This is a genomic window from Caballeronia jiangsuensis, assembly GCF_046030135.1.
Classification (GTDB): Bacteria; Pseudomonadota; Gammaproteobacteria; order Burkholderiales; family Burkholderiaceae; genus Caballeronia; species Caballeronia jiangsuensis.
In genome coordinates, this window is sequence record NZ_JAQQDB010000006.1 from 45400 (window position 1) to 59939 (window position 14540).

12 protein-coding genes and 2 pseudogenes are annotated in these 14540 nt (G+C 59.3%); 8 read left to right on the forward strand and 6 right to left on the reverse strand.

Annotated features, from left to right (window positions below):
• Nucleotides 1-90: 90 nt before the first annotated feature.
• The 3 genes from PQR08_RS08085 to PQR08_RS08095 form a co-directional block, all read right to left on the reverse strand.
• Entirely contained in the window at nucleotides 91-528 is a 438-nt protein-coding gene (locus PQR08_RS08085) for a DUF3331 domain-containing protein (RefSeq protein ID WP_408161246.1), read from the reverse strand.
• A gap of 263 nt (nucleotides 529-791) precedes the next feature.
• Nucleotides 792-998: a DUF2970 domain-containing protein gene (locus tag PQR08_RS08090; RefSeq protein ID WP_250485871.1), complete on the reverse strand. Its 207-nt coding sequence runs from the start codon at nucleotides 996-998 to the stop codon at nucleotides 792-794.
• A gap of 139 nt (nucleotides 999-1137) precedes the next feature.
• Nucleotides 1138-1605, reverse strand: coding sequence for a cupin domain-containing protein (locus PQR08_RS08095; protein ID WP_250485872.1), 468 nt, complete (start codon nucleotides 1603-1605; stop codon nucleotides 1138-1140).
• A 777-nt stretch (nucleotides 1606-2382) separates the two neighbouring features.
• Between PQR08_RS08095 and PQR08_RS08100 the strand changes: the two genes are divergently transcribed.
• Nucleotides 2383-3240 carry a PA4780 family RIO1-like protein kinase gene (locus tag PQR08_RS08100; protein WP_250485873.1) on the forward strand — a complete coding sequence of 286 codons (858 nt, stop codon included), beginning with the start codon at nucleotides 2383-2385 and terminating at the stop codon, nucleotides 3238-3240.
• A gap of 167 nt (nucleotides 3241-3407) precedes the next feature.
• Here the strand turns inward: PQR08_RS08100 and PQR08_RS08105 are convergent, their stop codons facing one another.
• Nucleotides 3408-4325: a LysR family transcriptional regulator gene (locus PQR08_RS08105; protein WP_250485874.1), complete on the reverse strand. Its 918-nt coding sequence runs from the start codon at nucleotides 4323-4325 to the stop codon at nucleotides 3408-3410.
• Nucleotides 4326-4442: 117 nt separating this feature from the next.
• Between PQR08_RS08105 and PQR08_RS08110 the strand changes: the two genes are divergently transcribed.
• From PQR08_RS08110 to PQR08_RS08140, 7 genes and pseudogenes are all read left to right on the forward strand, one after another.
• Nucleotides 4443-5321, forward strand: a complete 879-nt coding sequence (locus PQR08_RS08110; RefSeq protein WP_250485875.1) for an alpha/beta fold hydrolase — start codon at nucleotides 4443-4445, stop codon at nucleotides 5319-5321.
• Nucleotides 5322-5324: 3 nt separating this feature from the next.
• Nucleotides 5325-5629, forward strand: a pseudogene (locus PQR08_RS08115) (aconitase family protein); the annotation flags it as partial.
• Nucleotides 5612-6423, forward strand: a pseudogene (locus PQR08_RS08120) (LysR family transcriptional regulator). The pseudogenes PQR08_RS08115 and PQR08_RS08120, both read left to right, overlap by 18 nt.
• A gap of 138 nt (nucleotides 6424-6561) precedes the next feature.
• Nucleotides 6562-7512 carry a LysR family transcriptional regulator gene (locus tag PQR08_RS08125; protein WP_238294671.1) on the forward strand — a complete coding sequence of 317 codons (951 nt, stop codon included), beginning with the start codon at nucleotides 6562-6564 and terminating at the stop codon, nucleotides 7510-7512.
• Nucleotides 7513-7666: 154 nt separating this feature from the next.
• Nucleotides 7667-9199, forward strand: a complete 1533-nt coding sequence (hutH, locus tag PQR08_RS08130) for a histidine ammonia-lyase (protein ID WP_250485876.1) — start codon at nucleotides 7667-7669, stop codon at nucleotides 9197-9199.
• Nucleotides 9200-9378: 179 nt separating this feature from the next.
• The gene (locus PQR08_RS08135; protein ID WP_250485947.1) at nucleotides 9379-9918 is read left to right on the forward strand and encodes a YbaK/EbsC family protein; all 540 of its coding nucleotides are present in this window, start codon (nucleotides 9379-9381) and stop codon (nucleotides 9916-9918) included.
• A gap of 361 nt (nucleotides 9919-10279) precedes the next feature.
• Nucleotides 10280-11464: an epoxide hydrolase family protein gene (locus tag PQR08_RS08140; protein ID WP_250485877.1), complete on the forward strand. Its 1185-nt coding sequence runs from the start codon at nucleotides 10280-10282 to the stop codon at nucleotides 11462-11464.
• A gap of 561 nt (nucleotides 11465-12025) precedes the next feature.
• On the opposite strand, the gene PQR08_RS08145 is transcribed toward PQR08_RS08140, so the two are convergent.
• Both PQR08_RS08145 and PQR08_RS08150 read right to left on the reverse strand, forming a co-directional pair.
• Entirely contained in the window at nucleotides 12026-13156 is a 1131-nt protein-coding gene (locus PQR08_RS08145) for an amidohydrolase family protein (RefSeq protein WP_250485878.1), read from the reverse strand.
• A gap of 2 nt (nucleotides 13157-13158) precedes the next feature.
• Nucleotides 13159-14466 (reverse strand): MFS transporter, encoded by a 1308-nt coding sequence (locus tag PQR08_RS08150; RefSeq protein ID WP_250485879.1) that lies wholly within the window; start codon nucleotides 14464-14466, stop codon nucleotides 13159-13161.
• Nucleotides 14467-14540 lie beyond the last annotated feature (74 nt).

The following is a 14540-nucleotide window of genomic DNA, read 5'->3' on the forward strand; positions in this document are numbered from 1 at the left end:
TCGGCGCAGTCGCATAGCATTGGCCACCGCATCTGTCGCATACTTCGTCGGCTTCACTTGAGCGCAATGGGTTCGATACTGACGACGCCGTCATACGATGCACGAAAACCCCTCCCGTATCAGCGCTTCGACTGCGCTCGCGAGAATCATGGATTCGGAGTTGACGGGACGAGGCACCTGTGACGGTCTATAGACGTAAGTTCCTCTCATAATCTGAGCGCCACTTAGTGCACAGGTGCCTCCTTTCCGTGCCTTTGTTCGAGTCCACCTTTGATAGTCATAGTGACAAGCGGTGGAGTCGTGCCAAGACAGGAAAACCGATTGTCCCGTCATGTCGAGAATCTGTATTGTCGCCGTCAGCGTTGCGCGCGCGTGGGAATGTCGACGTGCCAGATTCACATCAGATGTGGGCGGATTGTCGCGCGAGCGGAAGCGCTGGTTGCTGCGTCGATGCAAGGTAGCCATACTTCCGCCAAGCCGAGCCAGTATCGCTAGCCAAACCGCTCCGTCGCTAGAGCCTGCGTCCATGATCTTTCAGCCTCCGCAGCATCCTTCGTGTTTGTCTCGGCGAATCGAAGTCAAATGGTCGCGGGGACTGGAGGATGTTGTATTCTTTTTTCGCACGGAGATTACATGCAAGAATGCTTGGGTGATGCATTGAAGCGGATCTTCGCGCAAGGCCAACACTTTATCCTTGTTCTACATCGGTTGAGCCATAGCGTGCGACTCAATCGCTGCATCAAACACGCTCATCTCGGCACCCAGCGGTCGTGACGACGCGCACGCTTCTTCTATAAACCCTGCATCTGCATCGATGTGCCATTCGAAACCAGATGAATAAGCCAGATGATTGCCATGGCCATGACCGCTGCAATGAGGATCGCAACAACTCGAAGGTTTCGGAAGTCAGTGGTTGAAACGTCTTCTTCGTGAGCTGAGGTTTTGCGTATTCCGAAGAAGTTCCAAAGAACCATCCTCGCCATTTTGACGAGATGCATGGTTTTGCTCCAAAGTCCGTTGGGGTCGGCAGGATGGCCAGTCCGAAATCAAGAAACATCAACTACGAATGTTCTTCCGAAGATGATGTTCGGCGCTCATAGCGGTCACGGCAATGCGAGTTCTGGCACGTTGACTGCTTCATTTCTCTGGCTTGACCAGCGGCTTCCCCTTTTCCACGATGTAGGTCGCGAGCTCGGAACTAACGTCTTTACCGATGTTTTTAGCGACATGTGGAAGCCCGGGCGGTATGTAGAGAGATTCGCCGGCCTTCAGAACTCGTGGTTTCTGTCCCTCCACCGTGTATTCAATGGTCCCCTTAATGACATAGGCAACTTCGACGCCCGGGTGTGAGTGCTTCGGCGCTGCGACGCCTGCATCGAAGTCAACCAGTACCTGGATGACTTGTTGGTTCGTCCCGGTCAAATCATGTGCGACAAGGTCCGTTCTGTGTAGTCCTGACTGCCAGTTGCCCGCTGTCGTCTTAGCTATGCTTTCTTTTTGATCGCCTGTTTGCGCCGTGGCAGTCTCGGCTAAGACGGAGATGGACAACGCAGCAGCGATCAGCGTTCGCTGCAATGCTGTGAACTGTCCGTGGAACTGGATCATGTCTTCCTCCCATTTGATACTAAAGTTGCGGAGTTTCGGTCATCTATGAAATGGATGCCGGTTACGAATAAAGCTTCTAGCAAGTTGCATGGGGCGACGCGGTGCATACTACAACCCGTCCGACGCCAAAGTATGAATATTTAGTCAGAGTGTTCGACCTATTGTGGAAGCGCACCATCACTGTAGGTTTCGCCCCGCACTGTCTTCAGTCTTCGCGTGAGTGCCTGCGACGTCTCGTGGAGTTCACGGTTGTTAAACAAAGTTCAAAGCTAAGTGAATCTCGACACCGGGTGGGCGTCGTCGCCGTTTCCAACCTGAGAAGTCCACGGGGCGTGCGTCGGCGCGGTGTTAAGGCGATTTGACGTTAATCTACACCGAACGCACCATCATTGGAGTAATGTTGCCGTCCTGTGTTAGCCAAGCCGATTCGCCTAGTGGCCAGGTCTCTTTGCGAACGCCTGCATCGCTCCCATACCAGCCTTAGATAATGCACGGGCTCGACCTGCAGAAGCGGGTCGCGTGCTGCCTGTCGTGCCAAGCCGGGAGCTGTCTGGAGGCGGCGCAATGCATCCACGCAGTCGCCGGGAGATATTCGCCTGCTCGTCCTCGACCACCCGTATAATCCGGCATGACTCCACCCATCTCCCACGTAGAAAGCTTACGGCCGCCGGCAACGGCTTCTCGATTCATCGGTTTGTTGGTCTCGCATACCTCAGCGGGCCATTCACGACCCACGCGCGTGGAATGCACGTTTCACGAACCGCGGGCGACGATCGTATGAAAATGCCCAAACGGCTTGCACCGCTTCTCGAAGAAGGATTTATCGACGAAGTCATCGGCCAGTTGATGAGCGGCAAGGAGGCGACAGTCTATGTCGTGCGCTGCGGCGAATCGACGCGTTGCGCCAAGGTCTACAAGGACGCGAAGCAGCGCAGTTTTCGGCAAGCAGCGTCGTATCGGGACGGTCGCAAGGTCAAGAACAGCCGGCAGTTGCGGGCGATGGAAAAAGGTACGCGCTACGGTCGTCAGATGCAGGAAGCGTCATGGCAGAACGCTGAAGTGGACGCGCTGTTCCGGCTCGCCAACGCAGGTGTGCGCGTGCCGCAACCCTATATTTGTACCGGCGGCGTGTTGCTGATGGAGTTGGTGATCGACGAGGTGGGTGACGTCGCACCACGGCTCAACGACGTCGAGCTGACCGAAGCCCGCGCCCTCGAACTGCACGCGTTGCTGCTGAACCAGGTTGTCCGCATGCTCTGCGCGGGCGTAATTCACGGCGACCTGTCGGAATACAACATCCTCCTGGCAGCAGACGGGCCGGTGATCATTGATCTGCCGCAGGCCGTCGACGCAGCCGGAAACAACGAAGCTGCCTCTATGCTCAAGCGAGACGTCGACAACCTGGCCGCGTACTTCGGACGGTTTGCACCGCAAATACTCACCGCGAGTTATGGGACGGAGATCTGGGCGCTTTTCGAGGCAGGGCGGCTACATGTCGAGGCCGAACTGACCGGTCGCATCGAAGCCGACACGCGACCTGTGGACCTCGACGGCGTGCTGCAGGAACTCGAAGCGACACGTCTTGAGGAAGATGCGCGAGTGCTTCGGCAGGAGGAACTGAGCGCAGGCCGGTAACCGTACTTGATGTCCCCGAAGATCGCCCGAAAGTGAAGGGCTTCGAGGAAGTCGCCGCTCGGCCATTAAGCGTCATTCAATGTCAGCCTCCGAGCGACGTCCGAATGTCTCTTTGACCGCTGAAATCTGCCTCTTGGAACGCACTTCGAAACCTATCTAAGGAGCGTTCATCGACTGCGTGTCCATTCAGTGCCGCTCAGTCTGCGCACAAACTCGCCGAGAAAGTCGACGAAGGTCCTGAGCTTGACCGAAAGCTGATTGCGCTCCAGATAGATCGCGTGGATATTGGCATCCGGCAATGCCCAGTCCGCGAGCAACGGCACGAGTTCGCCGCGCGCGAGATGGCCCTCGATCTCCCACTGCGATCGCACGACGATCCCGCGACCTTCGAGCGCCCAGTGAAGCACGATGCTGCCGTCGTTGCTGGACAACGCTCCATCGACCTTGACAGTTTCCGTGCGCTTGCCGCGCGCGAAATGCCATGTGCCGTAGGCCGACTCGTTCTCGCGCAAAACGATGCACGCGTGCCGCGTCAGATCGTGCGGCACCGAAGGCTTGCCGTGCCGCGCCACGTAGTCCGGCGACGCGCACACGAGGCGCCTGTTCTCCAGCAGTAGCCGCGCGTTGATGCGCGCATCCGGCACCTCGCCGAAGCGGATGCCGACATCGAATCCCTCGTCCTGAAGACTCACCGGCCGGTCCGTCAGATGCAGCAGGATTTTCATCGCGGGATAGCGTGCGACGAATTCCGAAACCGCGGGCGCGATGCGCGCACGCCCGAAACCGAACGACGCGTTCACGCGTAGCAGGCCGGTCGGCTCGCCACGGCTTTGCGTGACGAGATGCTCCAGTTCCGACAACTCGTCGAGAATGCGCGAGCCGTTCGACAGATACAGCTCGCCCTCCGGCGTGAGACTCAGACGCCGCGTCGTGCGGTTCATCAGGCGCACGCCGAGGCGCCGTTCAAGTTGCGCCAGCCGCTTGCTGACCGCGGGCGGCGTCACACCGAGTTCGCGCGCGGCCGCCGCCAGATTCCGGTGCCGCGCCACGAGCGCGAACAGGTTCAGGTCAGAAAAGCCATCCATCTCCATGCTCCATATGCTTTCGCTGATTCGTTCCCTGAAGTTACTTCCGGAATGCTTTTCAGGAAACCCAATCGCGGAATTCATCAATTAGACTCGAATCACGATCAGGAGACAACCATGTTCGAAGGCTTCAGGAACGTGTCGACGACCGTCGACGGCATACGCATTCACGCGATTCAGGGCGGGCGCGGCCCTGCGCTTTTGCTATTGCACGGGCATCCGCAGACGCACGCGATCTGGCACAAGGTGGCGCCGGCGCTCGCAGAACATTTCACGGTGATCGCCGCGGACCTGCGCGGCTACGGCGACAGCGGCAAGCCGGCGGGCGCCGCCGACCACGCGAACTACGCGAAGCGCCGCATGGCGCTCGATCAGATCGAACTGATGCGCGGCCTCGGCCATGAGAGCTTCGCGGTGATGGGCCACGATCGGGGCGGGCGTGTCGCGGCGCGCATGGCGCTCGATCACCCGGATGCGGTGACGCGCCTCGTGACGCTCGATGTCGCACCGACGCTCGCGATGTACGAGCAGACCTCGTTCGCCTTCGCGCGCGCCTACTGGCACTGGTTCATGCTGGTACGCCCGGCGCCGTTTCCGGAGACGCTGATCCGCGCGGACCCCGATCTCTATCTCAAGCAGACCATCGGCGCGCGCAGTGCCGGTCTCGCGCCGTTCACGCCGGCGGCCTACGCGGAATATCTGCGTTGTCTCTCCGATCCCGATACGGCGCACGGCATCTGCGAGGACTATCGCGCGAGCGTGACCATCGACCTCGAACACGACCGCGCGACGCTCGCTTCAGAGCAGCGCATCGGCTGTCCGTTCATGGCGTTGTGGGGCGCGCAGGGCGTGATCGAACAGTGCTTCGATCCGATTGCCGAATGGCGGGCGTATGCGCCAAACGTGCAGGGCAAGGCGTTGCCTTGCGGCCACTACATCCCCGAAGAAGCGCCGGAGCGGCTGCTCGAGCGCGTGCTGCCTTTTCTCAGCGAGTAAGTCATGTCAGACCAGACCCTTTACCGGAAGCTGGTCATTCGCACACCGTAGCGCGTATCGACGAACACAACGTGCTGCTGTACGCAGATCTGCATCTGATGAACGAGTACACCAGCCCGCAAGCGTTCAGCGCGCTCGATGCCCGCGGCCGCGCGGTGCGCGGTCCGCGCCAGCAACTCGCGGTCGTGAGCCACATCATCCCGACGCATGCGCAGACGCCGCGCGTGATTCGCGATGCGGCCTCGCTGTTGCAGGCGCAGAACCTGGCGTGCAACTGCGAACGGGCCGGCATACGGCTTTTCGCCGCTCGGGCTTTCGTAGCCGTGTGTGACGCAGGAAGCTTTTCCGGGGCGGCGCGTGAGCTCAGGCGTGCACAGTCGGCGATCAGTCACGCGATCGCCGCGCTCGAAAGTGTCTTCGATGTAGCGCTGTTCGAGCGCAATACTCGCAAAGCGACACTTACGGCAGCGTGCGCCCCTGATCGAATGCTCGCGCACGCTGCAGGCGGACGCTCCGACGGCTGCGATCAATTTGCGCATGACGACGATGCAGGGCGGCGAGCGTCTGATTCCCGATGGCACCTGTGCATTGTCTGTGACGATCGCGGATGTGCCCGAACTCGACCCAAGTGCGATCGAGAGGCTGCTGCATCTATGCGAAGCGCGAATGGTGACCGTCTGTGCGCCATCGCATCCGCTCGCCGCGATCGCGGGGCCGATTCCGCGAGAGGAGTTTGGTCGACACATCCAGCTTGTCCTAACCGACAATCAGCCCGACGCAGAGAAGACGCAGCACGGGGTCGCAAGCGAACGCCAGTGGCTAGTGAATGACCTCGGCGCGAAGCACGATCTGCTGAGGGGAGGCTTTTGCTTAGGGGCACATGCCGCATCATCTGGTCGCGGACGACCTCGTGCACGGAATGCTCGTTGAACTGCATCGGCGCGCCTGGCACATGCGTCCACTCAGGTTCATGATCTCGCAGCGGCGCGCATACTCGTGTTCCGCATGCGAGACGCAACTAATCGCGCTCCTCGGCAATCGTCAGACCTTGCCAAAGGATGCAAGCCAGCGCTCCGTTTCACGCAGGGGCAAGAAGGCTTGATCGTGCTCCCGCTGTATCTGCACGCGGCAGCCGAATGAGTGTTTATGACCGTCATCGGAAGCAAATTCGCTTGAGCACCGGAATCGGTCTTGGACGAGGTCCAAAGCGACTAGGCGGAGCAAAGGACAGGGAGGCAGGATGCTCGACTTGAAGCTATTGAAGACGTTCGTGGTCGTGGGTGATCTGCTGCATTTTGGCCGTGCCGCCGAGGCACTTCACTCCACGCAGCCCGGTGTCACGCAACACATTGCCCGGCTCGAAGAGCAACTAGGCGTCCAGTTACTTCGGCGCAGTAAGCGCGCTGTGTCGCTCACCGAAGCGGGAACGACACTGCTTCGGCAGGCATCGCAAATGCTCGCGCTAGCGGATCGCATGCATGCCGATGCGCACGCGATGGCCGATGGTTTGGGCGGTCACCTGCTGATTGGACTTTCATCTGCGATCATTCATAGCACCGTGCCTGCATGTATCAGGGCCTTTCGTCACGCACATCCGCTGATTCGAATATCCCCGACCGTCGAGCGGGCGGATCGTTTGTATGAGTTGCTCGATGCGTCGCTCGTCGACGTTCTTGTCACCACACTACCCAAGCGCGACGATCAACTCCACAACGTAAAACTTCGATCGCGCATCGAGATGGGAGTAGCATTGCCGAGCGACCATCCGCTCGCGAAAGAGCCGATGCTGTCGATCGGCGATCTCGCCGATCAACCCTTCTACACGGTGCCGCGCGACCGTCATCCTGAAGTGTACGACAGTCTTATTGCCATCATCAGGCGGCGCGGCCGGCCGGCTCGCATCGTGGGTCATGAGATTTCTTTCACTAATCTGCTCGCGCGAGTAGCGCTTGGCGACGGCGTAGCGCTCGTGCCTAGCGCTTACGCGGGCATCGCGACACCCGGCGTGAATGTCGTGCCGATCAGCGACGCGTCGTTGTCGACGCTTCAAACGTATCTGGTTTATCGGCGTGACCGTGGCGAGGTCGCCGTCGAGAAGTTTATTCGAGCGATGCGAGAGCGAGACGGTGCGTCCGGCCCTCATCAAACGCGCGTCATTAATAAGCGTGCGTTATCAAAGGCGACGAAATAATAATTGGCGCGCTAGTGCAGGAACATCCATCATCTTAAAGATTTCGCTAAAAGGCCGATGTCTTCGTCATGAAGCAGGCGCGAACTTCACCATGTTGCGCACATAGACTCACCGACGTTGAATTGATTCTCGCCGCTATAGAACAGGAGTTCAGATGAACATCGATATCGTGCCAGGCGCGAACACGCTTGCGGACTGGTACGCCGTTTACGCTCAAGGCGCAACCGCGTTACTCGGTGATGCGGCCCGCATCAACATCATGCGCTCGGCGGCGATTATTGACGAAATGATTGCGAAGGGCGACGCGGTGTATGGGGTGAATACCGGCTTCGGCAAGTTGTCGAACCGACGGATTGATGCAGCCGACCTGCATACGTTGCAGGAGAATCTCGTGCTTTCGCATACGGTCGGCGTGGGCGATCCACTGCCGGAGGGTGTCGTGCGCCTCGTTATCGCGCTCAAGCTGGCGGCGCTGTCGTTGGGCGCATCCGGTGTACGCGGCGAAGTCGTCGCGCTGCTCGAACAGATGCTGATGCGAGGTGTGTTGCCGATGATACCTGGGCAGGGTTCGGTCGGTGCTTCCGGAGATCTTGCGCCACTCGCCCATCTCTCGGCGGTGATGATCGGCCGAGGCCGCGCGACGTTCAACGGCGAACTGCTGAGCGGCGCGGACGCATGGTCGCGCGCTGGACTGAATCCTGTCCGATTCGGTCCGAAGGAAGGACTCGCGATGCTGAATGGCACCCAAGTATCCACGGCCTTGTGCCTTGCTGGACTGTTCGAAATCTGGCGCGTTGTGCAATCGTCACTGGCCGTTGCTGCGCTGACCTTCGAAGGCGCGCTTGGGTCGACCGCGCCTCTCGATCCCCGCATTCACGCGCTCAAGCCGCATCGCGGGCAGGTCGAGGTCGCCGCTGCTTTGCGCGATTTGCTTAAGGAAAGTGAGTTCCGCGAGTTGCAACGCACTAAGGGGCGCTTGCAGGATCCCTACAGCTTGCGCTGCATTCCTCAGGTGATGGGCGCATGCCATGAAGTGTTTCGCTTCGCCTGCGCGATGCTTGAAACCGAGGCACGCAGCGCGTCGGACAACCCACTGATCCTTGTCGATAACGGTGACGTCATCTCGGGTGGCAACTTCCATGCAGAACCTGTCGCGTTCGTCGCCGATGCGCTTGCAAACGTCGCGGCGGAAACCGGCGGCATGGCCGAGCGGCGTATCGCATTCCTGCTTGATGGATCGATGAGTGGTTTGCCGCCATTTCTGACGGGCACCAGCGGACTGACGTCTGGATTCATGAGCCTGCAGATCACGGCGGCTGCGCTCGTAGCGGAAAACCGTCAACGTTCGCATCCCGCGTCGGTCGAGAGCGTTCCGACGGTGGGCAATCAGGAAGATCATGTGTCGATGGCTACGCACGGTGCGCGCCGTCTTCTGGATATGGCGCGCAACGCAGATGCGATCGTCGCAATCGAGCTTCTCGCCGCAACGGAAGCGATGGATTGTCACGGTGCGTTGCGCTCTTGCGCGACGCTCGAATTGCTGCGTTCCGCCGTGCGCGAGCGCGTGCCTTCGATGGCCACGGACTGGGAGTTCTCTGGCGCGCTGGGCCATGCACAGTCGCTTGTGAACAGCGGCGAACTCGCGAGGCTCGCTGGATTGGATGTCGTACCACGTTTCGATACATGAACTGTCCAAGAGCTGGTGCGTCGCTTTTGCGATTTGTGTCACTGCGACCGAGGCGGCGCATGCTCTCTGCGGGATTGGGCAGTAACGGTATTTATCGCAATGCCGGTTTTCAGCGACGATCTGACGAGCCGCGTTTTGGCCTCGCAGCAATTCCAGTTTTTCTCTCATGTGCATGGTTCATGCTAACCGCCGACTATCTTTCCAAACTAAATCTCGTTCCAGAGAGCGAACGCGTCGCTCGGTTACCCGAACGGGTCGGCAATTCGATTGCTGATCTCGACGTGGTTGTGTTCAACGTGCCCGACGATGCATCGGATACCGACGCATGCATGACTCGTTACAATATTCCGGTTGAAGACAATGCTAACACCATCATCGTGCGCTTCAAGAAGAATGGCGCTGCGCACCTGGCCGCGATAGTTGCGCTCGCGGACAAACGAATCGACATCAATGGCGCTGCCCGGAGAGCGCTAGAAGCAAGCCGCGTATCGTTCGCTTCTCGCGAGGACGCCGTTAGCGCATCTGGAATGGAGTACGGTGGTATCACGGCGTTCGGTCTGCCCGTCGGCTGGCGAATACTGGTGGATACGGCTGTGCTGGAGCGGAAGGTGATCGTCATGGGCGCTGGAATACGAGAGGCGAAGCTTCTCTTGCCACCTTCAGCGTTGTTGAGTCTCTCAGGCGTTAGCGTGGTCTCGCTGGCCAAGCCGAATTCGTAAGATGGATGACGAGGGTGAGCGTGGTTCATCGGCTGCATGCCTTCAAGGTCGGCTCGGGGGCAAGTGTCGTTACTAATGGGCATCTTGTCGGACGTCCATGTTCAGCCAACGCGGGAATGACTTGTGGGGACGAAGAGAATCGTATGTGATGCTGGTATTGATGTCCTGTACGGTTTTGCGAGAACCATCGGGTGGAAGGCGGATAACGCATCGCCCACCCGCATTAAGCGGCTGTCCGATGATCGCTTGTCGCGACTCCTGCAGCATTTCGTCGCGAGGTCGAATCGAAGTAGCAAGCCAACGGCCGCACTCGACGAGTTCTGGTCGACTGGTCGCCTTTTCCGTCGAATGGAGCACAGGAATGTACGCACGGTCTCTGAGCATAAATGTGCATGACAGCCAGATAGAAGATCTCCTGCAACGCCTGCGGAACACTCGCTTTCCCGCGTGTCTCGACGCGCAGCAGTGGGATGATGGCGCGAGCTTGGCATTCGTACGGCGATTGACGGACTATTGGCAAAGTCGGTTCGACTGGCGTGCGCAGGAGGCGCGGCTCAATGAGTTGCCGAATTTTCAGGCAACCATCGACGGATGCGATATTCATTTCGTCCATCAGAAAGGCAAAGGTCCAGAGCCGATGCCGCTCGTGCTGACTCACGGTTGGCCTGGCTCGTTCGTTGAGATGGAGCGCGTTCTCCCGCTTCTGACAGACCCCGCATCATATGGCGGCGATTCGGCTGACGCGTTTCATGTCGTCGTTCCGTCATTACCTGGCTTCGGCTTTTCTGCAGCTTTGCGGACTCCCGGAAGCGGCTCCCATGGCGTCGCCGGGATGTGGCTCGAACTCATGACTGAACTCGGCTACGACCGCTTCGGGGCTCAGGGAGGAGACATTGGCGCCGGAGTTTCGATGTGGCTTGCGCGCCGTTTCCCCGCACGGATGATCGGCGCGCATGTCAACTACATCCCTGCGAGCTTTCGGCCGACCGTGAGCGACAGCGTGCATGCGCTGACCGAAGAGGAGCGAGCCTATCTCGACGCCGTCGCAACTTGGTCGAGTGCAGAAGGTGCGTATGCGTCGGTCCAAAGCACCAAGCCCCAAACCCTGTCATACGCGATGACCGATTCTCCTGTTGGCCTTGCAGCCTGGATTGCAGAGAAGTTCCGGACCTGGAGCGATTGCAACGGCGACATCGAAAGCGTCTTCACGATGGATCAACTACTGACCGATATTTCGATCTACTGGTTCGGCCACACGCTCGACGCGTCTTTTCGAATTTACAAGGAAAATCGCCTCCGCCCGCTGGCTTTCGGCCCGTCGGAACGAGTGGCGACTCCGTTGGGCGTGGCGGTATTTCCGCGCGAGTTGCCGATGCCTCCTCGTTCCTGGATCGAACGGGTTTTCGAAGTACAGCGATGGAGTTCGATGCCACGTGGCGGACATTTCGCGGCACTGGAACAACCGGAACTGCTCGTAGAGGAGATTCGGGCTTTCTTCCGCCCGCTTCGTCACGCCGGTGGATACGGAGCTGGAAGCGGGAATTGAATAATAAGGAGGAAAGCGGTTTGATCGAGACTTTCATCGACTCGCATCGTTTCCCGGCGGTCAGGAACAGGACCAAGTCGACTGCGCAGAACGATAAGTATGCCCTTACACGTGCTCTATGGTGAGTAGACCTTCGACTATCTCAAGAATGCGGATGTTTTAGACATCTGGCGGGCTTACTTAGAAAAGGTGTCGGGCGGCTTCGTCCAGGGTAGCGGTCATTTCATACCGGAGGAGCAGCCCGAGCAACTCAAACGGCTATGGGAGTTTTTTCCACGCCTGGATTGAAACGGACTCGACTTGCGAGATACACGCCACGCGGCACTTCGAACCACCGTTAAACCCTGAACTGTGCACCCGGAAGGGACGGACGCGCCCGCGATCTGCGTCAATCCACTGAATCGCATGCCAACTAACCCCTGAGCTTGACGCCAGGTCAGCATATCAAGCGCGGAACGACCAAACGTCCGATTGAAGTGCCTGACGAAGGTGGCACGCGATAAGCTGCAAAGATTGGCATGACTGAGCAACGTCGATGCTGCCTGCGTCTGCGTCTGCGACTCAGCTCAGGCGATAGACCCTTGAAACCGTGCCTCGAAACAGCGCCTGTCGGTCTTCCGTGCTTGCCTGTCTCGTCATTCGCTTGAAAGCATTCCAGCCGTTGCTGAATGGATAGGATCCTTTGTCGACCGGGAAGTTGCTTTCGAACATGCAACGATCCGCGCCGAACGTTTCGATGCAGGTCAGCATCCACGGCTTCCAGGCTTCGACCAGTTCAATCGAAGAGGGTGGTCGCTCACCTCTTTCGAAGTCGAAGCCATTGATCCGCATTCCGAGTCCGCCCACCTTCACATAAACGTTCGGTAACTGCGCGAGCTTGCGCATCGAACGTGACCATGTGTCGAACACTTCCTTGCGCTGATCCGCGTAGCTGGCGATTCTCACCACCCCCCCGCAGTGATTGACGATGAACGGCGTGTCGGGATTTGCCTTGGCCAAATCGAATAACTCGGGAAGCTGGGGGAAGAACAACCATGCATCGTAGGAGAGTCCCAATGATCTCAGTTGAGCAACCCCTGCCCGATAGTCGGTGTCGAGCAAGAGTCCAGGAGGAACGGCCGACAGTGGGTTCACAAGCGTGGCGTCGGCATCCCAGGTTACGAGGTGCCGTACACCGCGCAAGCGGCCATCGCCTGCCTCCAGTTCCGCCTCGAGTACGTCTCGTACCGCGGCGCCACGCCGGAGATCCGCGTATCCGACAATGCCCTTTGCTATCTGCGGCTTTTCTTTCTGCATCGGCGCGGTGACTTGCGCGACATACTCGACTTCGCCAACCGGCCGCAGTGGTTCCGGGCCCGTGGTGCGGTACCGTGTCAATGCCTGCATGAAGACAGACGCAGTGATGTTGTGTCCAGACCGCGCATCCTCCAGATACTCGTCGAGCAAATACGTCCAGCCCGGGCGTTCATAAAAATGATGATGCGCGTCGATGATCGGCATGTCCGGTTCGAGCGCCGCTTCCGTTCCGGATGCGAGCCACTCGGCCCGAACGGGCAGGTAATTGCCGCTAGTACTCATACTCCGTGTTTCCTCTTTGGCAAAAGCGTTGCGCACGCCGAGCGCAGGCATCAGGACGGATGCGGCGGCCGCGCCAAGCAAGTGGCGCCGGCGAATCGAATGAGGAGATGGCATCTTCACTTCCCCTTGTTGAATGCGTATAGGGAAAGCGTCAGCAACGTCGTGATCACGAGTACGACGGCAAGACCGACCATGCCCGCGGTGAAGGTGCCGAAACTGTCCTTCAGATAGCCGACGAGATACGGACCGGCGAAGCCGCCCAGCGCGCCGATAGAGTTGATCAGCGCCAGCCCGCCGGCAGCGGCCTGACCGGACAGGAACCGTGCGGGCAGCGTGTAGAAGATCGTGCGACCCGCGATGGTTCCGATCAACGCCAACGTAATGCCCGTCAACGCAGGCACCAGTTGCTCGAAATAGGTCGAGATGCCAAGCGCAACCGCACCGATGAAGAGGCCCGCCGCAAGGTTAGCGATATGGCCGCCGCGCCGATCGACGCGTTTTGCCCACCACAAAAGCGCGATGGTCGCGAAGAAGTAGGGCACAGCCGATACCCAGCCCGTTTGCGTCACGCTCATGCCATGCGCTTTGAGCATCTGCGGCAGCCAGATGCCGATGCCGTAGGAGCCCATCGTGAAGCCGAAGGAAATCATCGCGAGGATGTACATCCGCACATCCTTGAGCGCTGCGCCGAAATCCTTATTCTTCTGGCTCGCATTGCCTTCGCGATCGAAGGCGCTTTGCAGGGCCTGGCGTTCTTCTGGTGAGAGCCACTTTGCATCGGCGGGTCTGTCCGCAAGCATTTTCAGTACGAAGAAGCCGAGAATGCAAGCCGGCAGGCCCTCGACGATGAACATCCATTTCCATCCGGCGAGTCCGAGCAAGCCGTCCAGCTTGAGAAGCCACGCGGACAACGGCCCGCCCACCAACGAAGAAAGCGGCGTCGAGACGGTGAACCAGGCCAGCACCCGCGTGCGATAACTGGCCGGGAACCACACCGCGAGAAAGAAGATGACGCCCGGAAAGAAGCCCGCTTCGCCGATGCCCAGCAGAAGGCGAATCACGTAGAAGCTCTTGGGTCCGACCGCGAGCGCCGTCGCGGCAGCGAAGAAACCCCACGTGATCATGATGCGCGCAAGCCATCGTCGAGCGCCGAAGCGATACATCGCGAGATTGCTCGGCACTTCGCAAAGACAATAGCCCGCGAACATGATGCCCGCGCCCCAGCCAAACTGTGTCGCGGTCAGGCCGAGGTCGCGGTTCATCGTGAGGGCCGCGAAGCCGACACTGGTGCGATCGAGATAATTGAAGAAGTAAGCGAGCGCAAGAAGCGGGATGAAACGCCACGCCGCCTTTTTGACGGCTTGCTGCTCGAGCGTGATGTCGACGGCGGTTTCGGCCGCGATATTCGAAGATAGGGATGTCATGATTCGTCTCCGGAAGAAGCACCGAACGCGCGCCTTCATGCCGGCATGCGCGAAGCGGTGCTCCTTTTTGTGCT